General features: G+C 60.4%; 26 protein-coding genes, 1 pseudogene and 1 riboswitch. Of the genes and pseudogenes, 16 read left to right on the top strand and 11 right to left on the bottom strand.

What is annotated here, in order from left to right; genetic code table 11:
* Nucleotides 1–179: 179 nt before the first annotated feature.
* From hisG to hisC, 3 genes are all read left to right on the top strand, one after another.
* Entirely contained in the window at nucleotides 180–815 is a 636-nt protein-coding gene (gene hisG / locus ACQRBT_RS04685) for an ATP phosphoribosyltransferase (protein ID WP_003188599.1), read from the top strand.
* A 127-nt stretch (nucleotides 816–942) separates the two neighbouring features.
* On the top strand, nucleotides 943–2,259 hold the full coding sequence (gene hisD / locus ACQRBT_RS04680) for a histidinol dehydrogenase (protein WP_060754957.1): 1,317 nt from the start codon (nucleotides 943–945) through the stop codon (nucleotides 2,257–2,259).
* 3 nt (nucleotides 2,260–2,262) lie between these two features.
* Complete coding sequence (hisC, locus tag ACQRBT_RS04675; RefSeq protein WP_090366730.1) at nucleotides 2,263–3,315, top strand: histidinol-phosphate transaminase; 1,053 nt, start codon at nucleotides 2,263–2,265, stop codon at nucleotides 3,313–3,315.
* 115 nt (nucleotides 3,316–3,430) lie between these two features.
* Here the strand turns inward: hisC and ACQRBT_RS04670 are convergent, their stop codons facing one another.
* Nucleotides 3,431–4,705, bottom strand: a complete 1,275-nt coding sequence (locus tag ACQRBT_RS04670) for a uracil-xanthine permease family protein (RefSeq protein ID WP_060754959.1) — start codon at nucleotides 4,703–4,705, stop codon at nucleotides 3,431–3,433.
* Between the two features lie 2 nt (nucleotides 4,706–4,707).
* Complete coding sequence (gene upp / locus ACQRBT_RS04665; protein WP_024073483.1) at nucleotides 4,708–5,346, bottom strand: uracil phosphoribosyltransferase; 639 nt, start codon at nucleotides 5,344–5,346, stop codon at nucleotides 4,708–4,710.
* A gap of 163 nt (nucleotides 5,347–5,509) precedes the next feature.
* On the opposite strand from upp, the gene ACQRBT_RS04660 reads away from it, so the two are divergent.
* The 3 genes from ACQRBT_RS04660 to ACQRBT_RS04650 all read left to right on the top strand — a co-directional run bounded on the left by ACQRBT_RS04660 (nucleotide 5,510) and on the right by ACQRBT_RS04650 (nucleotide 6,910).
* The gene (locus ACQRBT_RS04660; RefSeq protein ID WP_060754960.1) at nucleotides 5,510–6,067 is read left to right on the top strand and encodes a hypoxanthine-guanine phosphoribosyltransferase; all 558 of its coding nucleotides are present in this window, start codon (nucleotides 5,510–5,512) and stop codon (nucleotides 6,065–6,067) included.
* Between the two features lie 3 nt (nucleotides 6,068–6,070).
* A complete protein-coding gene (locus ACQRBT_RS04655) occupies nucleotides 6,071–6,538 on the top strand; it encodes a WbuC family cupin fold metalloprotein (protein WP_060754961.1) in 468 nt (155 codons plus the stop codon).
* Between the two features lie 84 nt (nucleotides 6,539–6,622).
* Complete coding sequence (locus ACQRBT_RS04650; RefSeq protein ID WP_161548262.1) at nucleotides 6,623–6,910, top strand: PA4642 family protein; 288 nt, start codon at nucleotides 6,623–6,625, stop codon at nucleotides 6,908–6,910.
* A gap of 131 nt (nucleotides 6,911–7,041) precedes the next feature.
* On the opposite strand, the gene mqo is transcribed toward ACQRBT_RS04650, so the two are convergent.
* Both mqo and ACQRBT_RS04640 read right to left on the bottom strand, forming a co-directional pair.
* Nucleotides 7,042–8,568, bottom strand: coding sequence for a malate dehydrogenase (quinone) (mqo, locus tag ACQRBT_RS04645; RefSeq protein WP_090366724.1), 1,527 nt, complete (start codon nucleotides 8,566–8,568; stop codon nucleotides 7,042–7,044).
* A gap of 726 nt (nucleotides 8,569–9,294) precedes the next feature.
* Nucleotides 9,295–9,528: a hypothetical protein gene (locus ACQRBT_RS04640; RefSeq protein WP_060754964.1), complete on the bottom strand. Its 234-nt coding sequence runs from the start codon at nucleotides 9,526–9,528 to the stop codon at nucleotides 9,295–9,297.
* Between the two features lie 182 nt (nucleotides 9,529–9,710).
* On the opposite strand from ACQRBT_RS04640, the gene ACQRBT_RS04635 reads away from it, so the two are divergent.
* A complete protein-coding gene (locus tag ACQRBT_RS04635) occupies nucleotides 9,711–10,295 on the top strand; it encodes a YajG family lipoprotein (RefSeq protein ID WP_060754965.1) in 585 nt (194 codons plus the stop codon).
* Between the two features lie 60 nt (nucleotides 10,296–10,355).
* Here ACQRBT_RS04635 and ACQRBT_RS04630 read toward each other — a convergent pair whose 3' ends face one another.
* Nucleotides 10,356–10,565, bottom strand: coding sequence for a hypothetical protein (locus ACQRBT_RS04630; protein WP_060754966.1), 210 nt, complete (start codon nucleotides 10,563–10,565; stop codon nucleotides 10,356–10,358).
* Between the two features lie 180 nt (nucleotides 10,566–10,745).
* Here ACQRBT_RS04630 and ACQRBT_RS04625 point away from each other — a divergent pair, with 180 nt between their 5' ends.
* The gene (locus ACQRBT_RS04625) at nucleotides 10,746–11,003 is read left to right on the top strand and encodes a hypothetical protein (protein WP_060754967.1); all 258 of its coding nucleotides are present in this window, start codon (nucleotides 10,746–10,748) and stop codon (nucleotides 11,001–11,003) included.
* A gap of 63 nt (nucleotides 11,004–11,066) precedes the next feature.
* Here the strand turns inward: ACQRBT_RS04625 and ACQRBT_RS04620 are convergent, their stop codons facing one another.
* A complete protein-coding gene (locus ACQRBT_RS04620; protein WP_174554023.1) occupies nucleotides 11,067–12,230 on the bottom strand; it encodes a 1-acyl-sn-glycerol-3-phosphate acyltransferase in 1,164 nt (387 codons plus the stop codon).
* Nucleotides 12,231–12,362: 132 nt separating this feature from the next.
* Between ACQRBT_RS04620 and ACQRBT_RS04615 the strand changes: the two genes are divergently transcribed.
* Genes ACQRBT_RS04615 through ACQRBT_RS04605 form a run of 3 tightly spaced genes read left to right on the top strand, consistent with a single transcriptional unit; the run spans nucleotide 12,363 to nucleotide 13,492 of the window.
* Complete coding sequence (locus ACQRBT_RS04615; protein ID WP_060754969.1) at nucleotides 12,363–12,545, top strand: CPXCG motif-containing cysteine-rich protein; 183 nt, start codon at nucleotides 12,363–12,365, stop codon at nucleotides 12,543–12,545.
* Nucleotides 12,546–12,574: 29 nt separating this feature from the next.
* Nucleotides 12,575–12,835, top strand: a complete 261-nt coding sequence (locus ACQRBT_RS04610; protein ID WP_060754970.1) for a putative signal transducing protein — start codon at nucleotides 12,575–12,577, stop codon at nucleotides 12,833–12,835.
* A 36-nt stretch (nucleotides 12,836–12,871) separates the two neighbouring features.
* Complete coding sequence (locus tag ACQRBT_RS04605; RefSeq protein WP_411985275.1) at nucleotides 12,872–13,492, top strand: SOS response-associated peptidase; 621 nt, start codon at nucleotides 12,872–12,874, stop codon at nucleotides 13,490–13,492.
* 116 nt (nucleotides 13,493–13,608) lie between these two features.
* On the opposite strand, the gene ACQRBT_RS04600 is transcribed toward ACQRBT_RS04605, so the two are convergent.
* Both ACQRBT_RS04600 and ACQRBT_RS04595 read right to left on the bottom strand, forming a co-directional pair.
* Nucleotides 13,609–14,352, bottom strand: a complete 744-nt coding sequence (locus ACQRBT_RS04600) for a methyl-accepting chemotaxis protein (protein WP_372241662.1) — start codon at nucleotides 14,350–14,352, stop codon at nucleotides 13,609–13,611.
* Between the two features lie 114 nt (nucleotides 14,353–14,466).
* Nucleotides 14,467–14,661, bottom strand: a pseudogene (locus ACQRBT_RS04595) (HAMP domain-containing protein); the annotation flags it as partial.
* 1,303 nt (nucleotides 14,662–15,964) lie between these two features.
* Between ACQRBT_RS04595 and ACQRBT_RS04590 the strand changes: the two are divergent.
* The gene (locus ACQRBT_RS04590; protein WP_060754981.1) at nucleotides 15,965–16,783 is read left to right on the top strand and encodes a M48 family metallopeptidase; all 819 of its coding nucleotides are present in this window, start codon (nucleotides 15,965–15,967) and stop codon (nucleotides 16,781–16,783) included.
* Between the two features lie 136 nt (nucleotides 16,784–16,919).
* Here ACQRBT_RS04590 and ACQRBT_RS04585 read toward each other — a convergent pair whose 3' ends face one another.
* The 3 genes from ACQRBT_RS04585 to ACQRBT_RS04575 all read right to left on the bottom strand — a co-directional run bounded on the left by ACQRBT_RS04585 (nucleotide 16,920) and on the right by ACQRBT_RS04575 (nucleotide 19,756).
* Nucleotides 16,920–17,504 (bottom strand): TMEM165/GDT1 family protein, encoded by a 585-nt coding sequence (locus tag ACQRBT_RS04585; RefSeq protein WP_016978300.1) that lies wholly within the window; start codon nucleotides 17,502–17,504, stop codon nucleotides 16,920–16,922.
* A gap of 88 nt (nucleotides 17,505–17,592) precedes the next feature.
* Nucleotides 17,593–17,714, bottom strand: a riboswitch (yybP-ykoY riboswitch).
* Between the two features lie 50 nt (nucleotides 17,715–17,764).
* Nucleotides 17,765–18,763: a methyltransferase gene (locus ACQRBT_RS04580; RefSeq protein WP_412047019.1), complete on the bottom strand. Its 999-nt coding sequence runs from the start codon at nucleotides 18,761–18,763 to the stop codon at nucleotides 17,765–17,767.
* A 30-nt stretch (nucleotides 18,764–18,793) separates the two neighbouring features.
* Nucleotides 18,794–19,756 (bottom strand): 2-hydroxyacid dehydrogenase, encoded by a 963-nt coding sequence (locus tag ACQRBT_RS04575; protein WP_412047020.1) that lies wholly within the window; start codon nucleotides 19,754–19,756, stop codon nucleotides 18,794–18,796.
* Nucleotides 19,757–19,842: 86 nt separating this feature from the next.
* Between ACQRBT_RS04575 and ACQRBT_RS04570 the strand changes: the two genes are divergently transcribed.
* The 4 genes from ACQRBT_RS04570 to ACQRBT_RS04555 all read left to right on the top strand — a co-directional run bounded on the left by ACQRBT_RS04570 (nucleotide 19,843) and on the right by ACQRBT_RS04555 (nucleotide 25,887).
* Nucleotides 19,843–20,475, top strand: coding sequence for a LysE family translocator (locus tag ACQRBT_RS04570; RefSeq protein WP_060754975.1), 633 nt, complete (start codon nucleotides 19,843–19,845; stop codon nucleotides 20,473–20,475).
* A gap of 142 nt (nucleotides 20,476–20,617) precedes the next feature.
* Nucleotides 20,618–22,300: a fatty acid--CoA ligase gene (locus ACQRBT_RS04565; protein WP_412047021.1), complete on the top strand. Its 1,683-nt coding sequence runs from the start codon at nucleotides 20,618–20,620 to the stop codon at nucleotides 22,298–22,300.
* A gap of 333 nt (nucleotides 22,301–22,633) precedes the next feature.
* The gene (locus ACQRBT_RS04560) at nucleotides 22,634–24,493 is read left to right on the top strand and encodes a DUF1302 domain-containing protein (RefSeq protein ID WP_060754977.1); all 1,860 of its coding nucleotides are present in this window, start codon (nucleotides 22,634–22,636) and stop codon (nucleotides 24,491–24,493) included.
* A 29-nt stretch (nucleotides 24,494–24,522) separates the two neighbouring features.
* Complete coding sequence (locus ACQRBT_RS04555) at nucleotides 24,523–25,887, top strand: DUF1329 domain-containing protein (protein ID WP_060754978.1); 1,365 nt, start codon at nucleotides 24,523–24,525, stop codon at nucleotides 25,885–25,887.
* The last annotated feature ends 179 nt before the right edge of the window (nucleotides 25,888–26,066 follow it).

Raw genomic sequence — 26,066 nt, 5'->3', positions numbered from 1 at the left:
GCTGGGCTGCGAAGCGGCCCTAAAAATCTTGGGAGCGCTGCGCACTCCAGCGCGGGGCAAGCCCGCTCACTACAATGAAGTTTGCCGTTATTTCAAGTCGAGGCTGTAATGGCCTCGATCTGTGTCTGGCGCCGTTTGCGCCCGGACAGCAATAGCCTGATGAAGGACTGACGTTTCCCATGTTGACCATCGCACTGTCCAAGGGCCGCATCCTTGACGACACTTTGCCGCTTCTGGCTGAAGCGGGCATCGTGCCGACCGAGAATCCGGACAAGAGCCGCAAGCTGATCATCCCCACGACCCAGGACGACGTTCGCCTGTTGATCGTGCGGGCTACCGACGTGCCGACCTATGTTGAACATGGCGCGGCCGACCTCGGTGTCGCCGGTAAAGACGTGCTGATGGAATACGGCGGCCAGGGCCTGTACGAGCCGTTGGACCTGCGTATTGCCCTGTGCAAGCTGATGACTGCCGGTCGTGTCGGTGACGTCGAACCCAAGGGCCGCCTGCGGGTTGCCACCAAGTTCGTCAACGTTGCCAAGCGCTACTACGCCGAGCAGGGTCGTCAGGTCGACATCATCAAGCTCTACGGTTCGATGGAGTTGGCGCCGCTGATTGGCCTGGCCGACAAGATCATCGACGTCGTCGACACCGGCAACACCCTGCGTGCTAACGGCCTGGAACCCCAGGATTTCATTGCTGACATCAGCTCCCGCCTGATCGTCAACAAAGCTTCCATGAAAATGCAACACGCCCGTATTCAGGCGTTGATCGACACCCTGCGCAAGGCAGTGGAGTCTCGACACCGCGGTTGACCTACCCGCGCGGCCTTAGGTCGCGCCCGTCTATCCGCCTCATAGCCAGAATTCTCAGGTGCCCAAGCGGATCGACTGCTAACTTTCGGCGCCTGAGCATTTTTGCCAATCCTATGAGGCCCTCGCTATGACCACGTCCACTGCAATTGCCCGACTCAATGCTGCCGACCCGGATTTCGCCCATCATCTGGATCATCTGCTGAGCTGGGAAAGCGTGTCCGACGACTCGGTCAACCAGCGAGTACTCGACATCATCAAGGCTGTGCGCGAGCGCGGTGACGCAGCGCTGGTGGACTTCACCCGCCAATTCGACGGCCTGGACGTCCAGTCCATGGCCGACCTGATCCTGCCCCGCGAACGCCTGGAACTGGCCCTGACGCGCATCACTGCAACCCAGCGCGAAGCTCTGGAAGTCGCGGCGGCGCGGGTGCGCAGCTACCACGAAAAGCAGAAACAGGACTCGTGGAGCTATACCGAAGCCGATGGCACCGTGCTGGGCCAGAAGGTCACGCCGCTGGACCGCGCTGGCCTATACGTGCCGGGCGGTAAAGCCTCGTACCCGTCATCGGTGTTGATGAACGCGATCCCGGCCAAAGTGGCTGGCGTGACCGAAGTGGTCATGGTGGTGCCCACCCCGCGCGGCGAAATCAACGAGTTGGTGCTGGCGGCGGCGTGCATCGCGGGTGTTGATCGCGTGTTCACCATTGGCGGCGCCCAAGCCGTTGCGGCCTTGGCCTACGGCACCGAAAGCGTGCCGAAGGTCGATAAGGTGGTGGGGCCGGGCAACATCTACGTGGCCACCGCCAAGCGTCATGTGTTCGGCCAGGTGGGGATCGACATGATCGCCGGTCCTTCGGAAATCCTCGTGGTGTGCGACGGCCACACCGACCCGGACTGGATCGCCATGGACCTGTTCTCCCAGGCTGAGCACGACGAAGACGCCCAGGCTATTCTGGTCAGCCCGGACGCCGAGTTCCTCGACAAGGTCGCCGCCAGTATCGATAAGCTGCTGCCGACCATGGAGCGCGCCGAGATCATCGAGAAGTCGATCAACGGCCGGGGCGCGCTGATTCTGGCTCGCGACATGGAGCAAGCCATCGAAGTGGCCAACCGCATCGCGCCGGAACACCTGGAATTGTCCGTGGCCGACCCGCAGGCCTGGCTGCCGTCGATTCGGCACGCCGGAGCGATCTTCATGGGCCGCCACACCAGCGAAGCCCTGGGCGACTACTGTGCAGGCCCTAACCACGTGCTGCCGACTTCCGGCACCGCGCGTTTCTCGTCGCCGCTGGGGGTGTATGACTTCCAGAAGCGTTCGTCGATCATCTTCTGTTCGCCGCAGGGCGCCTCCGAGTTGGGCAAGACCGCCTCGGTGCTGGCCCGTGGTGAATCGCTGAGTGCGCACGCGCGCAGCGCCGAATATCGCATCCTCAAGGGAGAGTAAGGCATGAGCAAATTCTGGAGCCCTTTCGTCAAGGACCTGGTGCCTTACGTGCCCGGCGAGCAACCCAAGTTGACCAAGCTGGTCAAGCTCAACACCAATGAAAACCCCTATGGTCCCTCGCCCAAGGCACTGGCGGCCATGCAGGCCGAGTTGAATGACAATCTGCGCCTGTACCCGGACCCCAACAGCGACCTGCTCAAGCAGGCTGTGGCCAAGTATTACGGGGTCGACGCCGGCAAGGTATTCCTCGGCAATGGTTCCGATGAAGTCCTGGCACACATCTTCCACGGTCTGTTCCAGCACGACTTGCCGCTGCTGTTTCCAGACATCAGCTACAGCTTTTATCCGGTGTACTGCGGCCTGTACGGCATCAAGTCCGACCCGGTGCCGTTGGACGAGCAGTTCCAGATTCGTGTGGCCGATTACGCCAAGCCTAACGGCGGGATCATTTTCCCCAACCCGAACGCGCCGACCGGCTGCGTGATGGCATTGCAGGCAGTCGAGCAGATGCTCAAGGCCAGCCCGGATTCGGTGGTGGTGGTCGATGAAGCCTATATCGACTTCGGTGGCCAAACCGCTATCAGCCTGGTGGACCGCTACCCGAATCTGCTGGTGACCCAGACCCTGTCCAAATCGCGCTCACTGGCCGGTTTGCGGGTGGGCCTGGCCGTAGGCCACCCGGACCTGATCGAGGCGCTGGAGCGGGTCAAGAACAGCTTCAACTCCTACCCGCTGGATCGCCTGGCGATTGTCGGCGCGACGGCAGCGTTCGAGGACCGTGAGTACTTCGAGAAAACGTGCAAGCAAGTGATCGACAGTCGCAACACACTGGTCGCACAACTGGAAGGCAAAGGCTTTGAAGTGTTGCCGTCGGCAGCCAACTTCATCTTTGCCCGCCACCCTCGGCACGACGCAGCCGGCCTGGCGGCCAAGTTGCGTGAGCGGGGTGTGATCGTACGGCACTTCAAGCAGGAGCGGATTGCCCAGTTCCTGCGGATCAGCATCGGCACGCCTGAGCAGAACCAGGCGCTGGTCGATGGGCTCGGCGAGCTCTAAGCGACACTGGAGATCAAAAAATGTGGGAGGGGGCTTGCTCCCGATGGCAGTAGATCAGTCAATCATGTATCGACTGACACTCCGCCATCGGGAGCAAGCCCCCTCCCACATTTTGTTAGATCAACGGCTTGTCAGACTGCTTGTTCTTCCAGCCATCATTACCCGGCAGCAGCAGGTTCAAACCAATCGCCACCACCGCGCACAGGGCGATGCCCTTGAGGCCGAAATCATCCGGGCCAGTGCCGGTGCCTACCAGTACACCGCCGATACCGAACACCAGGGTCACGGACACAATCACCAGGTTGCGTGCCTCACCCAGGTCGATCTTGTGGCGGATCAGCGTGTTCATCCCCACTGCGGCAATCGAGCCGAACAGCAGGCATAGAATGCCGCCCATCACGGGTACCGGAATGCTTTGCAGCAATGCGCCGAACTTACCGATAAATGCCAGGCTGATAGCAAAGATTGCGGCCCAGGTCATGATTTTAGGGTTGTAGTTCTTGGTCAGCATCACCGCGCCGGTCACTTCGGCGTAGGTGGTATTCGGCGGGCCACCAAACAGGCCGGCGGCCGTGGTGGCGATCCCGTCACCCAGCAAAGTACGGTGCAGGCCCGGTTTCTTCAGGTAGTCACGACCGGTCACGCTGCCCACCGCAATCACACCACCGATATGTTCGATCGCCGGGGCCAGGGCTACCGGCACGATAAACAGAATCGCCTGCCAGTTGAATTCCGGCGCGGTGAAGTGGGGCAGGGCGAACCAGGGGGCGGCGGCGATCTTCGCCGTATCGACCACGCCAAAGTAGAACGACATGGCGAAACCCACCAGTACCCCGGAGATGATCGGCACCAGGCGGAAAATACCCTTGCCGAACACCGCCACGATCAAGGTGGTCAGCAAGGCCGGCATCGAGATCATCATGGCGGTCTGGTAATGAATCAGCTCGCTGCCATCACCGGCTTTACCCATTGCCATATTGGCGGCAATCGGCGCCATGGCCAGGCCGATGGAGATAATCACCGGGCCGATGACCACTGGCGGCAGCAACCGGTCAATGAACCCTGTGCCCTTGATCTTCACCGCCAGGCCCAGGAAGGTATAAACGAAACCGGCCGCCATCACGCCGCCCATGGTCGCTGCCAGGCCGAACTGGCCCTTGGCGAGAATGATCGGAGTGATGAACGCGAAGCTCGATGCCAGGAACACCGGCACCTGCCGCCCCGTCACCACCTGGAACAACAGCGTCCCCAGGCCGGCAGTGAACAGCGCGACGTTTGGATCCAGACCTGTGATCAGCGGCATCAACACCAGCGCGCCAAATGCCACGAAGAGCATTTGTGCGCCAGACAGGATCTGGCGCCAAAGCGGGTCGTTGAATTCATCCTGCATGTTCACGCGTCCTTCTGTTTGGTGCCGAAGATCTTGTCACCGGCATCGCCCAGGCCAGGGATGATGTAGCCGTGTTCGTTCAGGCGCTCGTCGATGGATGCGGTGTAGATCTGCACGTCGGGGTGGGCCTTCTCGACGGCGGCAATCCCTTCGGGGGCGGCGACCAGCACCATGGCGCGGATGTCCTTGCAACCGGCCTTTTTCAGCAGGTCAATGGTGGCGACCATGGAACTGCCGGTGGCGAGCATCGGGTCGATGATCATTGCCAGGCGTTCGTTGATTTCCGGAACGAGTTTTTCCAGGTAAGTGTGCGCCTGCAGGGTTTCTTCATTGCGGGCCACGCCGACGGCGCTGACCTTGGCGCCTGGAATCAGGCTGAGCACGCCTTCGAGCATGCCGATACCGGCGCGCAGGATCGGCACCACGGTAATCTTCTTGCCGGCGATTTTCTCGACCTGGACGGGACCGGCCCAACCTGGGATCTCGTAGCTTTCCAGGGGCAAATCCTTGGTGGCTTCGTAAGTGAGCAGCGCTCCGACCTCCTGAGCAAGCTCACGGAAGTTCTTGGTACTGATATCGGCACGGCGCATCAGGCCGAGTTTGTGTCGGATCAGCGGGTGGCGGATCTCGCGAGTGGGCATGGGGAAGGCTCCGGCAGCGGGCAAAAAAACCGGCCTAGATTAATCTATCCGAGGGTGTTGTCCTATAGACATCAAGTACGTTAGTCCATAAAGGCTTGATTGGAGCGCACGAGAAGCGTACCTTCGCCCGCTTTTCTTGCCACAGCACCCCTTGGAGAGCGCCATGTCCGCTGATCTCGAGCATATCCGTCAAATCATGCGCGAGGCTGACTGCCTGTACACCGAAGCGCAAGTCGAAGCAGCGATCGCCGAGGTTGGAGCGCACATCACTCGCGAAATGGCCGACACCAACCCGGTGGTTTTCTGTGTGATGAACGGTGGCCTGATCTTCGCCGGCAAATTGCTGACGCACCTGCACTTCCCGCTGGAAGCGTCCTACCTGCACGCTACGCGCTATCGCAATGAAACCAGCGGCGGCGATCTGTTCTGGAAAGCCAAGCCGGAAGTCTCGTTCATCGACCGCGACGTACTGATCATCGACGACATCCTCGATGAAGGGCACACCCTGGGCGCGATCATCGACTTCTGCAAGCACGCCGGCGCGCGCAAAGTGCACACTGCCGTGCTGATCGACAAAGACCACGACCGCAAGGCCCGCCCGGACCTGAAAGCCGATTATGTCGGCCTGCCGTGCGTCGACCGCTACATCTTCGGTTATGGTATGGACTACAAAGGCTACTGGCGTAACGCCAATGGCATCTTCGCCGTTAAAGGAATGTAATGAATGGCCCGCTTTCTTGATCAATCGCTGTTTGCTGAGTTGGCCGAGAAAGCGGCCAGCAGTCCACGCGGTCGGCACCATCACAACTTTCACCAGATGGAAGAGCCGTGCCATCGCCTGGCGGTGAGCCTGCAGCCCACCACCTACGTACCACCCCATCGGCACCTGAGCGCGGACAAGGCGGAAACCTTGTTGGTGCTCAAAGGGCGTTTGGGCTTGTTGATATTCAACGAGGCCGGCGAGGTCATCGCCAAGCGTGTCATGCAGGCCGGTGGAGAGTGTTCGGGCGTCGATCTGCCGCCGGGTGTGTTCCACGGCCTGGCGGTCCTGGAGCCCGACACCGTCATGTTTGAGTGCAAAGCCGGTCCGTATCGCCCGGTGGGTGAAGGGGAGCTTGCCGAGTGGGCGCCTCGCGAGGGCGATGCCGAGGTCGCTCAATACCAGCGCTGGATGCTTGCCCAGTTCGAATGAGCGGTTTGATCCTCGCCTACACAAGGCCGAGCCCCGCAGGTAGACTTCAATCCCCGTGTAAATGTCTGCAGGCTGGAGTCGGTAATGCGTAAAGATAAGAAACAGGTGATTGGTGATGAGATCGGTGACGATCAGATCAAGTTGTTCCTGGACTTCGAGCCGGCTGATGCGACTTCACCGTCCCTGCACAAACTGATCAAGGCCTACCGTGGCTTGCGTATCGACGATTTCGAGCGGTTCCTGGGCTTTTTCAAGGCTGCAGGCCTGGATCTCGATGGCAAGGATGAGCATGGTCAGACCTTTATCGACCTGATCAAGGATCAGCGTCACGCGGACGAGTACATCGAGTTGATCGAAAACGCTCGCGGCTGATTATCCGAACATAAAAAACGCCCCGTCCTCATGCAGAGGGCGGGGCGTTTTTTATGGGCTCTTCTGTAGGCGCGAGCTTGCTCGCGAAGAGCCCCAGGGCGCCGGGCTAAACCAGGCGCGCTGCGTTATCGTTAACGATCTTCGCGAGCAAGCTCGCTCCTACCAGTCTCGGCGGCAGGTTCAACCAGTTCCAGGCTGATGTTGTTTTGCGTGTTGATCTTGCGATACAGCTCGGCATCGGTTTCGAGGGTCTTTTCCCGTGCCGGGAAGATCTCGTGCAGCTTGGCTGCCCACTCACCAGCGGCTTTCTCCGGGAAGCACTTCTCGATCAACTCCAGCATGATCGAAACGGTTACCGAAGCACCTGGGGATGCGCCCAGCAGTGCTGCCAGCGATCCATCCTTGGCCGCGACCAGCTCGGTGCCGAATTGCAGCACGCCGCCTTTCTTCGGATCTTTCTTGATGATCTGCACCCGCTGGCCGGCCACTTCCAGGCGCCAGTCTTCGGCTTTCGCCTCAGGGTAGAAGCGGCGCAAGGATTCCAGGCGTTGCTCCATGGATTGCATCACTTCGCTGACCAGGTACTTGGTCAGGTCCATGTTGTCCCGGGCGACGGCGAGCATCGGGCCGATGTTGCCGGCGCGGACCGACAGCGGCAGGTCAAGGAACGAGCCGTGCTTGAGGAACTTGGTGGTGAAGCCGGCGTATGGCCCGAACAGCAGGGATTTCTTGCCGTCTACCACGCGGGTGTCCAAGTGAGGGACGGACATCGGTGGCGAACCCACGGCCGCCTGGCTGTAGACCTTGGCCTGGTGGTGCTTGACCACTTCCGGGTTGTCGCAACGCAGCCATTGGCCGCTGACCGGGAAACCGCCAAAGCCTTTGCTTTCTTCGATACCCGAGGCTTGCAGCAACGGCAGGGCCGCGCCACCGGCGCCGAGGAACACGAACTTGGCATCCACTTCGCGGCTGTTGCCACTGTTGACGTCCTTGATGCTCACGGTCCAGCCCGCGCCATTGCGCTTGAGGCCGGTAACGCGCTTGCTGTACTTGACCTGGGCGTCTGCAGAACTGGTCAGGTGACTGAGCAGTTGGTTGGTCAGGGCGCCGAAGTTGACGTCAGTGCCGTTCATCACACGGGTGGCGGCGATTTTTTCATCGAGCGGACGACCCGGCATCATCAAGGGCATCCACTCGGCCATTTCGCTACGGTCTTCGGTGTAGTGCATGTCCGAAAACGCGTGGTGCTGGCTGAGGGTTTCAAAACGCTTCTTGAGGAAAGACACGCCTTTTTCACCCTGCACGAAGCTCAGGTGCGGCACCGGGCTGATAAAGGACTTGGACGAGCCAAACGTGCCTTTCTTGGTCAGGTAGGCCCAGAACTGCTTCGATACCTCGAATTGGGTGTTGATGTGCACCGCTTTCTTGATGTCGATGGAACCGTCAGCCGCCTGCGGCGTGTAGTTCAGCTCGCACAGCCCGGCGTGGCCAGTACCGGCGTTGTTCCACGGGTTGGAACTTTCCGCGGCACCCGAGTCCATCAGCTCAACGACTTCCAGCTTGAGGCCGGGGTCGAGCTCTTTGAGCAGTACGGCCAGGGTGGCACTCATGATGCCGGCCCCTACCAGTACTACGTCGACTGCTTCGTTATGCGCCATTTAACGCGTCTCCAAAATCTGCAGCACCAAATTGACGGCATGGCTGCCAGGAGTGACGGGGCGGTTCACGTGTTGCCCCAGGTTACCCATGGCCAGGATCGCCATGTCCGATTCTTCGCAATTTTTTTGCAACTTCAGCGCACGCTTCCTGCCGGGCTAATCTGCCTATGAACGCATTCATGGGCGCCTGTGGCAATTCGACTTATGGTCAAAGCGTGCGGTTCGTGCAACCAAATCCGTAGCGGACAGGTTTCAAGCTCCAGTTTTCGGGGAGTTCTCGGTCCTGTGTTGGGCTGTTCCAGACGCTGATGGTGCTTGTACAAACGCAAAACTATTCATTTGCTCGCCACACTCTTGTGAAGTTGTGAAAACCCGTTTTTTCACGCTCTTTTGAAGACGTGAACCTCAAAAATGGGCTGCCCCAGCCTGGCACCTGGCCCGAGGTCCTTGCCGACACGCGGCAAAACGGGCAAACAACTCAAGTGGCCGAGCGCAATGGCAGCTCTGGCAGATTCGGTAAAGGCGGGTGGTTTGCAAGAAAACAGCAAGCGCGCCGGCTTCACACGATCTGTGTGGGCGGCTCTCTGTGGGCGGTTTGGGGGTTAATGCCGGGGCATTAACGATGCTGCGGGGCCCGATCAGGAGACGTCCTTATAATCGGGGGGAGATTGTAGCGAAGAACGCCAGGGAAATGGGCGTGTTTTATGACTTTTATTAGCGCCTCGGTCAGGAGGCCAACGCTTGCGGTGGTTGTGCATGCGCAGACAGCGGGCGCACCCGGGCGCTGGCCGGCAACGGACGGTTCATCCACCCCAGGTGAGTCTCCGTCACCTCCACCCAACCCTCACCGACGGGCGGCAAGCGGCACTGCTTGAATGCCAGGCAATAGCCACGGGCATCGAGCCGGGCAAAGTGGCGATGGTCGGCGCGTGGCATGAACAGTGATTTGAGAAGGCGCATGGTTTTGTACCTGTTACGTTACATGCTCGAAGGTTGCCAGTGTGCCATGACACTGGAGTGACCAAATTATGTGAAATTGTAATTTCCGCGTGCCTTCAGCTGCCGTTCAGGATGGCTGGTGAGCGGCGCGCCTGCACCGTTATACTGGCGACCTGTTTGCCTCTAGTTCTGGAGAAATGAGTATGTTGCAACGCCTGTTGTTCGGTTTGATCACTGTGACCAGTTTGACGCTGGTTGGCTGCGCCAACAGCCCGCAACAACTCAGCCCGCAACCTAAAGTCACTGCGCAGTTGGCACCTGTGGGGCATGGCCAGCCGGTGTCGGTACGCGTGGTGGATGGTCGTCCGTCGCCGACCCTGGGCTCTCGCGGGGGGCTGTACCCTGAGACCGCGCTTATTTCGGTAACCGGCCAGGATGTGCTGCCCAAGCTGCAAGCCCAGGCCGAAGCGGCTGTACGCCTGCTGGGTTTCACGCCGGCCAACTCGCCGGGCGCACCTCAACTGACCATTACCTTGGCCGAACTGAAGTACCAGTCGCCTAAACAAGGCTTGTATGTGACTGAAGCGTCCATCGGCGCGACCTTCAAGTCCGACGTCGTTGCCGGCACCCGTCGCTACAGTGGCCGTTACGGCGCGTCCCTGGACCAGCGTTTCGGCATGTCGCCGAACCAGGAAACCAATACCAAGCTGGTCAGCGACGTGCTCAGCGACGCCCTGACCCGTCTGTTCAAAGACCCAAGCATCGGCCAGTTGCTCGGCTCGCAGTAAACACCGCTCAATAAAAAACCGGGCTCAGTGATGAGCCCGGTTTTTTTATGCCTGTGATGTTCATGCCGCCGTTTCGACATAAAGCTCCAGCACACTGACACCTGTGAGCAGATCCAGCTCCGGCAGGTCGGCATGCTGATGCCCGGCGAGGGCGCAATACACCAGCCAATGGCGGTCTTGGACGTTGAATGCCAGGCTGCCGACCAGCGCCTCTTGCTCGTCGCTTTGTGCGACCCAATACAGTCGATCCTGGTTTTGCGCGTGCAGCATGACAAGCTCCTCAAACGTCGAAGGGCAACAGAGTGGCTTGTTAAGGTGACGTTCAGGTGACGCTGTAAATTACTGGATACATTAGCGCTATGGGGGAGGGAGCAGGAAGGCGCAGGAGGCGACTATCGTTCAGGTTTGTATCTGAGCTGATACCAGGCCACTGATACATCGAGGTTTGCGATGGCACTGCCCGCACTGCTCATCAATACTGCCGCGCTACTGGTTGCCTGCCCGGGCGCCGCGCTGCTATTCATAACCCGCCTGCGATCACAGCGTGCGATGGCCGATCTTACCGCGCGAAGCGAAGAGCGCGCCGTTGACCAACCGATGCTGTTTCTGGATGTACACACCGAACGGGCGTATCGCCTGGCCTATCGTGTCGGGTTTGCCTGCCTTGGGCTGGCGCTGGCCACCTCCTGGCTCAGCACCCATCTGTAAAAAAAGCACTGCAAAAACATCTGTGGGAGAGGGCAAGCCCCCTCCCACAGGTGTCATCGGCGGTTACAGAGGCATTCCGGCCTTGACCCGGTACTGATTGCGCACCGGTGTTGCATATTGCACCACCAGGTACGGGCGGTGCTCGGCCGGGCATTCGTTCAAGCGCCGCTCCCATTCCGCTTTGGCCTTGGCCAGTTCGTCGGCCGGGAACAGGTCTGCTGCCTTCGGCACCTGCAGTTGAGGGTCGGCATCACTCCACTGTGCATAAGCCAGGTAGTGCACCGGGAACAGTCGATACCCACCCAGGATCTGCCGGTCCATTTCCACGGCGAGCAGCTTGGTGTCTTCAAAGCGTTCGGTGATCGGCGGCGCGAAGTTGACGTGTACTCGGCCCTTGTAGCCGGTGATGCCCAAGGCGATGCTCACATCATCCTCGCCTGGGGCCTTGCTATAGGTGCCGGTTGTGGCACGGATATACAGCTCACGGGCCTTGGCCGCATCGCAGGGGTCGTATTCGTAGCTGATGGACACCGGCGTCAGGTTCAGCGACTGGATGACTTCGGCAAACGGTTCGTCCTTGCGGCTGACGTGGAACATCTTGAGGATCGCCGACTCGGTGCGATCGTCCCCATCCTTGGCGCGACCTTCGGCCTGAGCGATCCAGATCGACTGGCCGTCGTTGCGGATCGAATGATTGATGTAGGCCGACAGCAGGTTGAACGCCGCCATCTTCTCCTTTCGCCCGGTGATCGAGCGGTGCACGATGAAGCTCTTGTTCAGGCGCATCAGGTCGCTGACAAACGGCTTTTGCAGCAGGTTGTCGCCAATGGCGATGCGGGGTGTCGGCAGGCCGGCGTGGTACACGGCGTAGTTGACGAAGGCCGGGTCCATCACGATATCGCGGTGGTTGGCCAGGAACAGGTAGGCGGTGCCCGATTTGAGTTGCTCGACGCCGGTATAGGTCACGCCGTCGGTCGCCCGGTCGATGGTATGGTCGACGTAATACTCGACTTTGTCCTGCAGCGTCGCCACGGTGGTGACGCCGGCAAACTCGCGGCGCAATTTGCGCGCGATCATCGGCTTGAGCAACCAGCCCAGGGCGCCTGCAAAGCGCGGGAAGCGGAAGTGGGTCAGGATGTCCAGAAAGGCCTTGTCACTGAACAGGCGTGCCAGCACTGCCGGGACTTCGCTGTCGTTGTAAGGTCGGATGGTATCGAATTCGCCCATCATGCTCTCTTGTTAGAAACGGCTAGGGTAAGTAGAAGGAAACATCAGGGTGCGGCCGCAATATTGGCTCTGCCGTGAATAGCCCTGTAAATAGACCGGCGATTATACGCACAAGTCACCTGGGAGACCGCGATGCTGGAAACCGCACTGTACGAATGTCCTTATTGTGGCGAAGAGGTCGAGACAACGGTGGACCTGTCTGGCGGTGACCAGACTTATATAGAGGATTGCCAAGTGTGTTGCCGGCCGGTCATTTTTACCCTCCAGGTGCACGGTGACGAGTGGATGCTGGACACCCGCAGCGAGAACGAATGACCGGCAGGTCATGAATAACAGGTATGCGCATGCAGCGAATCTACGAACCGGAAAACCTGATGGAAGGCGAGTTGCTGCAACAGATGCTTGCCAGCGAAGGTATCGAGGCGCATCTGGTGGGGCGCCATTTGCTCGGCGGTACGGGGGAACTGCCGATTTTCGGACTGCTGGGCCTGGAAGTGGACAACGATCAGGCCGCCTATGCCCGTGAGCTGATTACTGCCTACATCGGCGCCCAACCCCTGCCCGGTGAAGAACCCGACAGCTTCCCCGACGTGCTGGTCTGTTAGGCTGTCGGTCGGTTTACCCAAGAGTCGTGTTACCCCATGTGTGGACGTTATGCCTTGTTTCGCTGGAACTCATCGTTTGCTGCCCTGCCGGGCTTCCCGGCGGATCAGCAGGCCCAGTGGAATATCTCCCCCAATGACTCGGTGCTGATCCAGCGCCTGAGTGAGGGTCAGCGCACGCTGGCGCGTGCGCGCTGGGGCCTCACGCCACCCTGGCTGACCGATCTGTCGCGCACCCCGGCCCACGCGCGCGCCGAGACCCTGGCCGAACAACCGATGTTTCGCGAAGCCTTTCGCCAGCGTCGCTGCCTGATGCCGGCCAACGGGTTCTATGAATGGCGAGGCACCCAGCGCAAGCGCCCGTATTGGCTGACGCCGGGGGAGGGGTCCACGTTGTTTTTTGCCGCCATCTGGGAGGCGTACCCGGTGCAGGAGCAGGTCTGGCTGAGTACGGCGGTGGTGACCCAGGCTGCACAAAACCAGCGGCGTCCGTTGATTCTGGACGCGCAGGGGCAGGAGGCCTGGCTCAATCCCGAAACCTCCCTGCCTGCCCTGCAGGCCCTGCTGGCCAGTGAGCCCGCCGCATTGCGCGAGCGGGTCCTGGCCAATATGGTCAACGATCCCAAGCTCAACGGGCCGGAGTGCCTGACCCCGGCCTAGTGGTGGGATTGACCGGCCTTATCGAGAGCAAGCCCCCTCCCACAGTTTGATTTGTGGATACATTCAAATGTGGGAGGGGGCTTGCTCCCGATGCGGCCTCAAAGTCGCCGCAAATCTCAAACCTTGAACTGATTGATCAGGCGCCGCTGCTGTTCAGCCAGTTTGGTCAGGTCGGCGCTGGCCGTGCTGGACTCATCCGCACCGCCCGCGACTTCATTGGCCACCTGGCCAATATTGATCACATTGCGATTGATGTCCTCGGCCACCGCGCTCTGTTCCTCGGCAGCACTGGCGATCTGGGTGTTCATGTCGTTGATCACCGACACCGCCTGGGTGATGGTCTCAAGCGCCTCAGCCGCCTTGGCTGCGTGTTGCACGCTTTCATCGGTGCGGTTCTGGCTGTCTTCCATCACCCGTACCACATCGCGGGTACCTTGTTGCAACTGCTGGATCATGGCCTGGATTTCTTCGGTGGCCTTCTGGGTTTTCTGCGCCAGGTTGCGCACCTCATCGGCGACCACGGCAAAACCACGGCCTTGTTCGCCGGCCCGGGCCGCTTCGATGGCCGCGTTGAGCGCGAGCAGGTTGGTCTGCTCGGCAATCCCGCGAATCGCCGTGAGGATCGCATTGATGTTCTCGCTGTCCTTGGCCAGGGTCTGGACCACGCCCACGGCTTTGCCGATTTCCTCTGCGAGCGCACCAATGGAGGAAGAGGTATCGCGCACAATACGCATCCCCTGGCTGGCCGCCTGGTCGGCATGGCTGGCGGCTTGCGCGGCCTGGGTAGCGTTGCGCGCCACATCCTGTGCGGTGGCGGTCATCTCGTGCACGGCGGTTGCCACCTGGTCGATCTCGACCATTTGTTTGTGCACGCCCTGGTTGGTGCGGATCGCAATGTCAGCGGTGTGTTCCGACGAGTCGCTGACCTTCTGCACCGAGCTCACCACTTGCGTAATCATGCCTTGCAGCTTGATCAGGAAGGTATTGAAGCCGCTGGCAATCGCGCCCAACTCGTCGGCACGGTCACTGCTCAGGCGGCGTGTGAGGTCGCCTTCGCCCTGGGCGATATCGTTGAGCATGGCCACCATTTGTTTGAGTGGGCGGGCGATGCCGTGGCCGACCAGCCAGATCACCAGCAGGCCGAGGCCGGCGATCACCAGGCCGACCATGGCCATGCCGAAGATGTCCGCCTTGCGCTGGGCCTGCAGGTCACTTTGCAGCGCGTTCGAATCCGCCATCACGGCGCTCAGGGGCAGTTGCAGCATCAAGGTCCAGCGCGCGTCGGTCTGGCCGATATTGAACGGCAGGAGCAACTCGATATGCCCGTGTTCCTTGTCGATGACGTAGCGCACTTCGCCAACCTTCAATTGGCCAAGATTGGACAGCTCACTGCTGTCGAGCAGGTCACTGGCTTTCTCGCCGAGTTTGCTTGAGTCCTTGGTGTAGGCCACCAGGCGTCCATTGTTGGAGATCAACGCCAATTCGCCGGCGCCGTCGTAGAGGTTCTGGTCGGCGCGGGTCAGCATGTCCTGGATAAAGTTCACCGACAGGTCGGCACCGACGATGCCCTGGAACTTGCCGTCGATCATGATCGGCTCGATGAACGACGCCAGCATCACCATGGCATTGCCGACCTTATAGGGGGCAGGGTCGATGGCGCAGGGGTTCTGGCTTTCCTTGGAGCACAAGTAGTACTCGCTGGCGCGTATGCCGGTGGAGAGAATGCTCTGGTCGTTGACGTCGGCGAGTTTGTCCAGGCCCAGGCTGCCGTCTGCGTTGCGGTACCACCAGGGTAGAAAGCGGCCGTCGGTGCCCATGCCGACGATCGGGCTGTTTACATAATTGGCATCGTTATGGTCGATTGCATTGGGTTCCCAGCCGATGTAGGCGCCGAGGATTTTCGGGTTACGCACCACCGTTTCATGTAGCAGGCTGATCAATTGCTCGCGGCCGATCTGCAGCGCGGGTTCGCCCTTGGCGTCCTTCATGCCGAGCAGGGCGTTGGTGGTGGCCAAACCTTTGGCGGTCACCAGTGGCGCCTCCAGTTCACGCTGGATCAGTGTGGCCTGGGTCTGTGCCAGCGCGGTGAGGCGCTCCTTGATGATTTGCTTGAATTGGGTTTGAGTGCGTTCCTGCACCATCTCCTGGGTGCGCGCACCGGAAAACAAGGCGTAGAGCACCAGCACGGCGACCACGCTCAGCACGATGGCGCCGGTGAGTGCCGCGACAGAAAACTGAATCGACTTGAATTTCATGAAGGCTCCGGGCGCAGAGAGGTTGGGCTTGTTGTTATATCGGCCATGCCGGAGGGAGTCTTAAGGCTTGTCCTGCAAATGAGTGGGGGGTGTCGCAAATGCGATGATGGCTGGCGTTGTGAGATGTATCCGAAAATCAGCGGTTAAACGTCTGTTGTATCTGGCGTCGATATAAATGACCGCCTACGATATGCGCCAGATTTTCAGGGAGAGTGTCATGAAGAAAACATTGGCGGTAAGTCTACTCAGTTCAGCGGTGTTGCTCGCAGGTTGCCAGTCGGTCAACACCACCAGTGGTGGCGCCGTGGGTGTGGAGCGTAAGCAGTACATGTTCAGCATGCTGTCGAGTCAGGAAGTCGACCAGATGTATGCCCAGTCTTACCAGCAGACGTTGGGTGAGGCGAGCGGCAAGGGGTTGGTCGACAAGACCAGCACCAACGCCAAGCGCGTGCAGGCCATCGCCAACCGCTTGATCGCCCAGGCGCCGAACTTCCGCCCGGATGCGGCGCAGTGGCAGTGGGAAGTGAACCTGATCAAGAGCGATGAGATGAACGCCAACTGCGGGCCTGGCGGCAAGATCTTCGTGTACAGCGCGTTGATCGACAATCTCAAGCTCACCGATGACGAGCTGGCTGCCGTAATGGGCCATGAGATTGCCCACGCCTTGCGTGAACACGGCCGCGAAGCCATGTCCAAGGCGTATGGTATCCAGATGGCCAAGCAGGGCGCCGGTGCGTTGTTTGGCCTGGGCCAGGACAGCCTGGCACTGGCCGACACGGTTGCCAACTACGGCATGACCTTGCCTAACAGCCGCGCCAACGAAAACGAAGCGGACCTGATCGGCCTGGAGCTTTCGGCTCGCGCCGGCTACAACCCGAACGCCGCCATCACGCTGTGGAACAAGATGGCCAAGGCTTCAGAGGGCGCGCCACCGGAGTTCATGAGTACTCACCCGGCGTCCGACAGCCGGATCGCCTCGCTGCAGGCGGCCATTCCGAAGGTGATGCCGCTCTACCAACAGGCCCGGAAATCCTGATACTCCGAACCTTGTGAAGATCCAAGTGTGGGAGGGTGCTTGCTCCCGATCGCGGTGAATCAGTCAACATATATACCGACTGAAATACTGCTATCGGGAGCAAGCCCCCTCCCACAATGGGTTTGGGTTTACAGCCTTAGATCCAACCGCTGCTTTGCATGGCCTTGTACACCGCCACGATCGCCAGGATGAAAAACGCCGAAGCCGCCAGTCGACGAATCAAGGTCAGCGGCAGCTTCTCGGCTGCAAAGTTCCCCGCCAATACGACCGGCACGTTGGCAATCAGCATGCCCAGGGTGGTGCCGATGATCACCAGCCACAACTCCGGATACTGCGCCGCCAGCATCACCGTGGCGATCTGCGTCTTGTCGCCGATTTCGGCGAGGAAGAATGCGATCAACGTGGTCAGGAATGGCCCGAACTTGCGTGTGGTACTGGCTTCGTCATCGTCGAGCTTGTCCGGCACCAGCGTCCACAGCGCGGTGGCACAGAAGCTCGCCGCCAGGATCCAGTGCAGCACCGCATCCGAGAAGAAACTACCGAACCAGGCCCCCACGGCACCGGCGGCCGCATGGTTGGCCAGGGTCGCGGCGACGATACCGGCGATGATCGGCCAGGGCTTGCGAAAGCGTGCGGCGAGGATGAGCGCGAGCAGTTGCGTCTTGTCGCCGATTTCGGCCAAGGCAACGATTGCGGTAGGAACGAGTAATGAATCCAGCATCAGGTAGGCTTCCAGGGGCGGGTCGACACGGCTATGACACGTACAGCCTTCCCGCCCCGGGTAAGGTGTGCGTGTCATAGGTCTTGTCAAACCCCGGTCCGTCTGTGCGGACTCCTGGGTCGCATACGCCATGGCCTGCTGACCAAGTATGTTGACGTATGCCGGACGAGCGTGGCGCTCGTGGGAGACTACTCCCCTAGGACGGAGCGGATTCTGCCTAGGCAAAATCCATTCGGCAAGCGTTCTTTTTCAAACGCCCGTCAGCCGCGCTTGGCACGGTAAATGCGAAAGCCGTTGCCTTCGGCCTTGATCGCACAGACCCCAAGATGCTCTTCGATCAGCGGCTGATACTTCAGGAAGCTGTTGGCGACTAACCGAAGTTCGCCGCCTTTTGCCAGGTGTTTCGCGGCTTTTCGCAGCAGGTTCTCAGTGGCGAAATAATCGGTATGCACCCCGACATGGAACGGTGGGTTGCTCAGGATGGCGTTCAAACCCATCGGTGCGGCGTCGATACCATCACCGGTCAACACCTCGGCTTCCAGGCCATTGGCAGCCAATGTCAGGCGACTGCTGGCAGCGGCAAATGCGTCCACGTCGAGCAGCGTGACGCTGTTGTGCGGGTAGCGTCGCTTGACGGCCGCCCCCAGCACACCGGCGCCGCAACCAAAGTCGAGCAAGTGACCGCCAGGCAGCTTGTCCAGATGCTCCAGCAACAGCTCGGTGCCGCGATCCAGGCGCCCATGGCTGAACACGCCCGGCAGGCTTACGACCTTGAGCGGCCCTTCGGCCAGCGGTACGTCGAACACTTGCGCCAGGCTTTCCAGCTCGACCGCTTGCGGGGCATTGGCCACGGTGACCTGCCACAGTTGGCAATGCCGTGCGCTATCGAGCTTGCGCGGTTTGCCGAAGGGGATCATCTGTTTGGCGGCACTTTCGATACCGCCTTTTTTCTCCCCGACCAGAAACAGCTCGGCGCCGGGCAGGCGTGCGGCCACGGCGTTGAGCAGGTAGTCGGTGAGGTCCTTGGACTTGGGCAGGAAGATCACTGCCGCGTCGAACGAGCGTTCGGGCACGTTCACACCGAACTGGCTGCGCTCGGGGAAGCGTGCATCGAGCGCGGCCTGGTCGCCGGCATGCCAGCACCAACCGTGGGCGTTGGGCAGGCGGCCCAGCAGGTCGTCGGCGGGCAAGCCGGCCAGCAGCAGGTTGCCTTGAAAAAGTTCGGCCTGACGAAGCAGTACTTCACTGCGCGGATCCATGGTCTGCTCCTTGAAAAGGGGCGCAGTTTATCAACTGACGACGCGCAACGGGGCGCCGTTGAAAAAGCCTTGGGCGTTTTCCACCAATTGGCCGACGATCCGCTGTCGAGCTTCGCGGCTGCCCCAGGCATTGTGCGGCGTGACGATCAGTCGAGGAATGTCGCCTGCCAGCAGCGGGTTACCCTGCACCGGCGGCTCGACACTCAGCACATCGGTGGCTGCGCCGCCCAGGTGGCCGCTGCGCAACGCGTCTGCCAGCGCCTGTTCATTGATCAAGCCACCGCGCGCGGTATTGACGATAAAGGCGCCGGGTTTGAGCAATGCCAGTTCGCGGGCGCCGATAAAGTCGCGGGTATGTTCGTTGAGCGGGCAGTGCAAGGTCAGCGCGTCGACCTGTGCGAGCAATTCATCCAGCGGCACGCGGTCGGCGCGGGCAGGGCGTCCGGGAATCGCGCCGAGCATCACGTGCATGCCAAAGGCTTGCGCCAGGCGTGCCACGGCGCCGCCCAGTTCGCCATGGCCGAGCAGGCCGAGGGTTTTGCCTTCCAGCTCGACGATGGGGTAGTCCAGCAGGCAGAACTGCTTGGCTTGCTGCCATTTGCCGGCCGCCACATCGCGTTGATAGTCCTTCAAGCGTGTCGCCAGGTTGAGCAGCAACATGATCGTGTGCTGCGCCACCGACGGTGTGCCGTAGCCCTGGCAGTTGCTCACGGTAATGCCATGGGCGCGGGCGGCGGCGAGGTCGACGTTGTTGGTGCCGGTGGCCGATACCAGGATCAGTTCCAGTTCAGGGCAGGCCGCCAGGGTTTCGGCGTTGAGCACGATCTTGTTGCTGATCACCACCTGGGCGTTTTGCACGCGCTCAAGCACATTCTGTGGCGTGGTATCCGTAAACAGCTGCAGCTCGCTGAAGCTGTTGCGCAACTCGCCGAGGTCGAGGTCGCCCAAGTCCAGAGAGGAGTGATCAAGGAAGACGGCGCGGCGATTGTTCATCTCAACTGTACCTTTTGTGACGAGGTTCGAAGGCGTAATCTGCCGAGCCTATCAGATGAAATAATCAGTTACTTAATGGAGTAAGCATGTACGTCGCCGAGTTTTTGACCGTAGCGCTGATTCACCTGTTGGCAGTGGCCAGCCCCGGCCCGGATTTCGCCGTGGTCGTGCGTGAAAGTGTGACCCATGGCCGCCGCGCCGGGACGTGGACGGCGCTGGGCGTCGGCTCGGCGATTTTCCTGCACGTGGGTTACTCGTTGCTTGGCATCGGCTTGATCGTGTCGCAGTCCATCGTGCTGTTCAACGCGCTGAAATGGGCGGCCGCCGCGTATCTGCTGTACATCGGTTTCAAGGCATTGCGTGCGCAGCCGGCCAAGCCTGCCGCCGAAGGCGAGTTGCACCGCGAAGCCGGCGAGCGCACCCCGCGTGGCGCATTTACCGCAGGTTTCGTGACCAATGGCTTGAATCCCAAGGCCACCCTGTTTTTCCTCTCGTTGTTCACTGTGGTGATCAACCCGCAGACGCCGCTGGCCATTCAAGCGGGTTACGGCGTGTACCTGGCGGTGGCGACGGCGCTGTGGTTCTGCCTGGTGGCGATGTTGTTCAGCCAGCAGCGCGTGCGTGCCGGGTTTGCGCGGATGGGCCACTGGTTCGACCGCACCATGGGTGCGGTACTGATCGCTATCGGTGTGAAGTTGGCCTTTACCAGCATGAAATGAGTTTTTCAGTGGCCGGATGCTGGCTTAAAGCTAGCATTCGCCGGGGTCTGCAAATCATTCCTTTGGCTGATTTAGCTGACACATAAGCTCTCTAAAGTGCAGGTCTTCAAGCCAAGACCGTGCAGTCAGATAAGGGATTAGTATGTTGCAGACCCGCGTTATCCCGCCCGCCGAAGGTGCGTACCAGTACCCGCTGTTGATCAAACGCCTGTTGATGTCCGGCACCCGTTACGAGAAAACCCGGGAAATCATCTACCGTGACAAGCTGCGTTATACCTACCCGACCTTGATCGAACGGGTCGCGCGGCTGGCCAACGTATTGACCGAAGCCGGCGTCAAGGCCGGTGACACCGTGGCGGTCATGGATTGGGACAGCCACCGGTACCTGGAGTGCATGTTCGCTATCCCGATGATCGGTGCGGTGATCCACACCATTAACGTGCGCCTGTCGCCGGAGCAGATCCTCTACACCATGAACCACGCCGAAGACCGCTTTGTGTTGGTCAACAGCGAGTTCGTGGGCCTTTACCAGGCGATCGCCGGGCACCTCACCACCGTCGACAAGACCCTGCTGCTCACCGATGGTGACGCCCAAACCGCCGAGCTGCCGAACCTGGTGGGCGAGTATGAAAGCCTGCTGGCGGCCGCCATCCCGAAGTACGACTTCCAGGACTTCGACGAAAACTCGGTCGCGACCACCTTCTACACCACCGGCACCACCGGCAACCCCAAAGGTGTGTACTTCACTCATCGCCAACTGGTGCTGCACACCATGGGTGTGGCAACCATCATGGGCAGCGTCGACAGCGTGCGCCTGTTGGGCACCAACGATGTGTACATGCCGATCACGCCGATGTTCCATGTACACGCCTGGGGCCTGCCCTATGTAGCCACCATGCTGGGGCTCAAACAGGTCTATCCCGGCCGCTATGACCCGGAATACCTGGTGGAGCTGTGGCGCAAGGAAAAAGTCACCTTCTCGCACTGCGTGCCGACCATCCTGCAAATGGTGCTCAACGCCAAGGCCGCCCAGGGCGTGGATTTCGGCGGTTGGAAAATCGTCATCGGCGGCAGTGCGCTGAATCGCTCGTTGTATGACGCCTCCAAGGCGCGGGGCATTCAACTGACCGCCGCGTACGGCATGTCCGAGACCGGGCCGCTGGTGTCCTGTGCCCACCTCAATGAAGAGCTGATGGCCGGCAGTGAAGATGAGCGCACCACCTACCGCATCAAGGCCGGCGTGCCCGGGCCGTTGGTGGAAGCGGCGATTATCGATGATGACGGCAATTTCCTGCCCGCCGATGGCGAATCCCAGGGCGAGCTGGTGTTGCGCGCCCCTTGGCTCAGCGAAGGCTATTTCAATGAGCCGCAGAAGGGCGCCGAGCTGTGGGCCGGCGGCTGGATGCACACCGGTGACGTGGCGACCCTGGACGCCTTCGGGGTGATTGATATCCGCGATCGCATCAAGGACGTGATCAAGACGGGGGGCGAATGGATCTCCTCCCTGGCACTTGAAGACCTGGTCAGCCGTCACCCGGCGGTACGTGAAGTAGCAGTGGTAGGCATCGCCGATCCGCAGTGGGGCGAGCGCCCGTTTGCGTTGCTGGTCGTGCGTGATGGCCATGTGATAGGTGCGCGTGAGCTCAAGGAGCACCTCAAGCCTTTTGTCGAACTGGGCCACTTGAGCAAGTGGGCCATTCCAAGCCAGATCGCGGTTGTTACTGAAATTCCCAAGACCAGCGTAGGAAAACTCGACAAAAAACGTATCCGTATCGACATCATCGAATGGCAGGCCAACAACAGTACGTTCCTGTCGACCCTGTGACGCCCTTCGCCGCGCCCGCTCGGGCGCGGCAAAGCTCTATCTCAAGCCTTCACTTGTGATTTATCGATTTTCAGCCATCCTTGCCACGCCGATCTTCGTCGGTGTGGCGAAAGGGTTGTGGCAGACGGGTTGGTGATGCAAATCACACTTTAGAGGGATCAAGCGCTCCCCCCTGCTGGCTATAGTCCCTTCCAGAGTTATTCACGGATGCTCCGCTTCGGGCCATGGAGGCTCGGGTGCCGTACGGCATTGGGATCGTTGTATCCCGGCCGTTACATGCATCTGTAGGAAAGAACTCACTGCCATAACAATAATGCACATGGAGTAGCGTCGATGACCTCAGTAAACCAGTTCTGGCGCCGGGCGAGATTGCCTCTGGCCGTCAGTCTCGCTTCTACGCTCGCCGGGCCCGCATTCGGCGTCAGTTTCAATATCGGTGAAGTCGAAGGGAGCTTTGACTCGTCGCTTTCCGTGGGGGCGAGCTGGTCGACAGCCAAGCCTAACCGAGACCTGATCGGTGCCAACAACGGCGGCAAGGGGTTGTCCCAGACCTCCGATGACGGTCACTTGAACTTCAAGCGCGGCGAAACGTTCTCGAAGATCTTCAAGGGTATCCACGACCTGGAACTGAAATACGGCGACACCGGCGTGTTTGTGCGCGGCAAGTACTGGTACGACTTCGAACTCAAGGACGAAAGCCGTCCGTTCAAGGACATCAGCGACAACAACCGCAAGGAAGGCGCCAAGTCCTCCGGCGGGCAGATCCTCGATGCATTCATTTACCACAACTACAACATCGCCGATTTGCCGGGCAACGTGCGTTTCGGCAAGCAGGTGGTGAGCTGGGGTGAAAGTACCTTCATCGGCGGCGGCATCAACTCCATCAACCCGATCGACGTGTCCGCATTCCGTCGTCCGGGCGCCGAGATCAAGGAAGGCTTGATTCCGGTCAACATGTTTTATGTGTCGCAATCATTGACGGATAACTTGTCGGCTGAGGCGTTTTATCAGCTGGAGTGGGACCAGACGGTGACCGATAACTGCGGCACGTTCTTCTCCCAGCCCGACGTGATTTCCGATGGCTGTGACAACAACCTGCGTGTCCTCAACAAGCGTTCGACCATCCCGGGCGCTGCGTTGCCGACGCTCAATGCCCTGGGTGTGGACGTCAACAACGAAGGCGTACTGGTACGTCGCGGTCCGGACCGGGATGCCCGCGACAGCGGCCAATTCGGCGTGGCCATGCACTACAACTTCGAGCCGTTGGATACCGAGTTCGGCGCGTACTTCATGAATTACCACAGCCGCGCGCCGATCTTCAGTGCACAAGGCGCTCCTTCGTCGGCTTACACTCGCCCTCTGGGGCCTCTGGCCGCCTTGCGTCCGTTGATCGTGGCCGGCAGTTCCAACTACTTCGTCGAGTACCCGGAAGATATCCGCCTGTACGGTTTGAGCTTCTCGACCACGTTGCCGACAGGCACGGCCTGGAGTGGTGAACTGAGCTACCGTCCAAACGCTCCCGTGCAATTGAGCACCACCGATATCCTGTACGCCGGCGTCACGCCGATCCCTGGCTTTGGCAACGCATCCGTGCTTAAAGGTACGCCGGGCCAGGACCTGCATGGTTACAACCGTAAGGAAGTGACGCAGTTCCAGACCACCTTCACGCACTTCTTCGACCAAGTCATGGGCGCCAGCCGCCTGACCACCGTCGGTGAGATCGGGGTGACCCATGTCGGGGGGCTGGAAAGCAAATCACAAGCCCGCTATGGCCGCGATCCGGTCTTCGGTCCTGGCAGCTTGCCGGGTGGCTTCTGCAATGCGCTCAACAATTCCACCGCGACGGGGGCGGGCCTGCCCAATGCCGCTGGCCTGAACACCAACTGCAACAACGACGGCTACACCACAGCCACGTCCTGGGGCTACCGCGCCCGAGCCATCTGGGAATACCCGGACGTGTTCGCGGGCGTCAACCTCAAGCCAAACGTGGCTTGGTCGCATGACGTGAAGGGGTATTCACCCGGCCCCGGCGGTAACTTCGAAGAAGGTCGCAAGGCAGTCAGCCTGGGCCTGGATGCCGAGTACCAGAATACTTATACCGCCAGCCTGGCCTACACCAACTTCTTTGGTGGCAAGTTCAGCACGGTGGATGACCGCGACTTCATCGCCCTGAGCGTCGGCGCCAACTTCTAAGCACACTGTATTTTCAGGAAGACCAGAATATGCAAATAACAAAAAGTCTGTTGCACGTGGGTGTGCTGGGGCTGTCGATCCTGGCGAGCAATGTCATGGCGGCGGTATCGGCGGATGAAGCCGCCAAGCTGGGCACGAGCCTGACCCCGATGGGCGCTGAAATGGCTGGTAACGCGGCGGGCACCATTCCGAAATGGTCGCCGCTGCCCACCAATGCCGGTGCCGTGGATGCGCGTGGTTTCCTGGCCAACCCCTACGCCAACGAACAACCGCAGTTCACCATCACCGCAGCCAACGTCGAACAGTACAAAGACAAGCTGGCACCCGGTCAGTACGCGATGTTCAAGCGCTACCCGGACACCTTCAAGATGCCGGTCTACCCGACCCATCGCGGCGCGACCGTGCCGGCGGATGTGTTTGCAGCCATCAAGAAGAACGCCACGCACACCAACCTGGTTTCCGGCGGCAACGGCCTGGAGAACTTCGAAACCGCGGTGCCGTTCCCGATTCCAAAAAGCGGCGTGGAAGTCATCTGGAACCACATTACCCGCTATCGTGGCGGCAGCGTGACCCGCCTGGTAACCCAGGCCACGCCGCAAACCAACGGTTCGTACAGCCTGGTGTATTTCCGCGATCAGTTCGTGTTCCGCGACAAGATGAAAGACTTTGATCCGAAAAACCCAGGCAACGTGCTGTTCTACTTCAAGCAGCAAGTGACCGCGCCGGCGCGTCTGGCCGGTGGCGTGCTGCTGGTGCACGAAACCCTGGACCAGGTGAAGGAACCGCGTTCGGCGTGGGTCTACAACGCGGGTCAGCGCCGCGTGCGTCGGGCGCCGCAAGTGTCCTATGACGGGCCGGGTACTGCCGCCGATGGCCTGCGCACTTCCGACAACCTCGACATGTACAACGGCGCCCCGGACCGCTACGACTGGAAACTGGAAGGCAAGAAAGAACTCTACATCGCCTCCAACAGCTACAAGGTCGACGATCCCAAGCTCAAATACGCCGACATCATCAAGGCCGGTCACATCAACCAGGACCTGGCACGCTACGAGCTGCGCCGCGTCTGGCATGTGGTCGCCACCTTGAAGGAAGGCCAGCGCCACATCTACGCCAAGCGTGACTTCTTCATCGACGAAGATACCTGGCAAGCGGCCGTGATCGACCACTATGACGGCCGTGGTCAGCTGTGGCGCGTCGCCGAAGCCCATGCCGAGAACTACTACGACAAGCAAGTGCCGTGGTACGCCCTGGAAACCCTCTACGACCTGCAGTCCGGCCGCTACCTGGCGCTGGGCATGAAAAACGAAGAGAAGCAGGCGTATGACTTCGGCTTCACCGCCACCACTAGCGACTTCACTCCAGCGGCCCTGCGCCAGGACGGTGTGCGCTAAGCGGCAACAAGGTTCCAGTGTGGGAGGGGGCTTGCCCCCTCCCTAATCCTACTCAGTCAAGAGAACCTGCCGCGACCAAACTCTGTAGTGAGCGGGCTTGCCCCGCGCTGGGTGGTGCAGCCGCCCCAAACCCAGGCACCTCGGTCCTCCTGAAATACCGCGGCGTCTTTGTTGGGGCG

This window comes from Pseudomonas sp. R19M (genome assembly GCF_050312585.1).
Lineage (GTDB): Bacteria > Pseudomonadota > Gammaproteobacteria > Pseudomonadales > Pseudomonadaceae > Aquipseudomonas > Aquipseudomonas palleroniana.
This window is presented reverse-complemented; position numbering and strand designations above follow the sequence as displayed.

Bases quoted from the DNA above. Each gene is read 5' to 3' on its own strand.
- hisD (WP_060754957.1), top strand. From the start codon at position 943: ATGACCACGTCCACTGCAATTGCCCGACTCAATGCTGCCGACCCGGAT.
- ACQRBT_RS04625 (WP_060754967.1), top strand. From the start codon at position 10,746: ATGGCACTGCCCGCACTGCTCATCAATACTGCCGCGCTACTGGTTGCC.
- ACQRBT_RS04630 (WP_060754966.1), bottom strand. From the start codon at position 10,565: ATGCTGCACGCGCAAAACCAGGATCGACTGTATTGGGTCGCACAAAGC.
- ACQRBT_RS04600 (WP_372241662.1), bottom strand. From the start codon at position 14,352: ATGGTCGAGATCGACCAGGTGGCAACCGCCGTGCACGAGATGACCGCC.
- ACQRBT_RS04605 (WP_411985275.1), top strand. From the start codon at position 12,872: ATGTGTGGACGTTATGCCTTGTTTCGCTGGAACTCATCGTTTGCTGCC.
- mqo (WP_090366724.1), bottom strand. From the start codon at position 8,568: ATGGCGCATAACGAAGCAGTCGACGTAGTACTGGTAGGGGCCGGCATC.
- ACQRBT_RS04640 (WP_060754964.1), bottom strand. From the start codon at position 9,528: ATGCGCCTTCTCAAATCACTGTTCATGCCACGCGCCGACCATCGCCAC.
- ACQRBT_RS04580 (WP_412047019.1), bottom strand. From the start codon at position 18,763: ATGGATCCGCGCAGTGAAGTACTGCTTCGTCAGGCCGAACTTTTTCAA.
- ACQRBT_RS04575 (WP_412047020.1), bottom strand. From the start codon at position 19,756: ATGAACAATCGCCGCGCCGTCTTCCTTGATCACTCCTCTCTGGACTTG.
- ACQRBT_RS04650 (WP_161548262.1), top strand. From the start codon at position 6,623: ATGCGTAAAGATAAGAAACAGGTGATTGGTGATGAGATCGGTGACGAT.
- ACQRBT_RS04670 (WP_060754959.1), bottom strand. From the start codon at position 4,705: ATGCAGGATGAATTCAACGACCCGCTTTGGCGCCAGATCCTGTCTGGC.
- ACQRBT_RS04590 (WP_060754981.1), top strand. From the start codon at position 15,965: ATGAAGAAAACATTGGCGGTAAGTCTACTCAGTTCAGCGGTGTTGCTC.
- ACQRBT_RS04610 (WP_060754970.1), top strand. From the start codon at position 12,575: ATGCAGCGAATCTACGAACCGGAAAACCTGATGGAAGGCGAGTTGCTG.
- ACQRBT_RS04655 (WP_060754961.1), top strand. From the start codon at position 6,071: ATGGCCCGCTTTCTTGATCAATCGCTGTTTGCTGAGTTGGCCGAGAAA.
- ACQRBT_RS04555 (WP_060754978.1), top strand. From the start codon at position 24,523: ATGCAAATAACAAAAAGTCTGTTGCACGTGGGTGTGCTGGGGCTGTCG.
- ACQRBT_RS04570 (WP_060754975.1), top strand. From the start codon at position 19,843: ATGTACGTCGCCGAGTTTTTGACCGTAGCGCTGATTCACCTGTTGGCA.
- hisC (WP_090366730.1), top strand. From the start codon at position 2,263: ATGAGCAAATTCTGGAGCCCTTTCGTCAAGGACCTGGTGCCTTACGTG.
- ACQRBT_RS04585 (WP_016978300.1), bottom strand. From the start codon at position 17,504: ATGCTGGATTCATTACTCGTTCCTACCGCAATCGTTGCCTTGGCCGAA.
- upp (WP_024073483.1), bottom strand. From the start codon at position 5,346: ATGCCCACTCGCGAGATCCGCCACCCGCTGATCCGACACAAACTCGGC.
- ACQRBT_RS04620 (WP_174554023.1), bottom strand. From the start codon at position 12,230: ATGGGCGAATTCGATACCATCCGACCTTACAACGACAGCGAAGTCCCG.
- ACQRBT_RS04635 (WP_060754965.1), top strand. From the start codon at position 9,711: ATGTTGCAACGCCTGTTGTTCGGTTTGATCACTGTGACCAGTTTGACG.
- ACQRBT_RS04565 (WP_412047021.1), top strand. From the start codon at position 20,618: ATGTTGCAGACCCGCGTTATCCCGCCCGCCGAAGGTGCGTACCAGTAC.
- hisG (WP_003188599.1), top strand. From the start codon at position 180: ATGTTGACCATCGCACTGTCCAAGGGCCGCATCCTTGACGACACTTTG.
- ACQRBT_RS04615 (WP_060754969.1), top strand. From the start codon at position 12,363: ATGCTGGAAACCGCACTGTACGAATGTCCTTATTGTGGCGAAGAGGTC.
- ACQRBT_RS04660 (WP_060754960.1), top strand. From the start codon at position 5,510: ATGTCCGCTGATCTCGAGCATATCCGTCAAATCATGCGCGAGGCTGAC.
- ACQRBT_RS04560 (WP_060754977.1), top strand. From the start codon at position 22,634: ATGACCTCAGTAAACCAGTTCTGGCGCCGGGCGAGATTGCCTCTGGCC.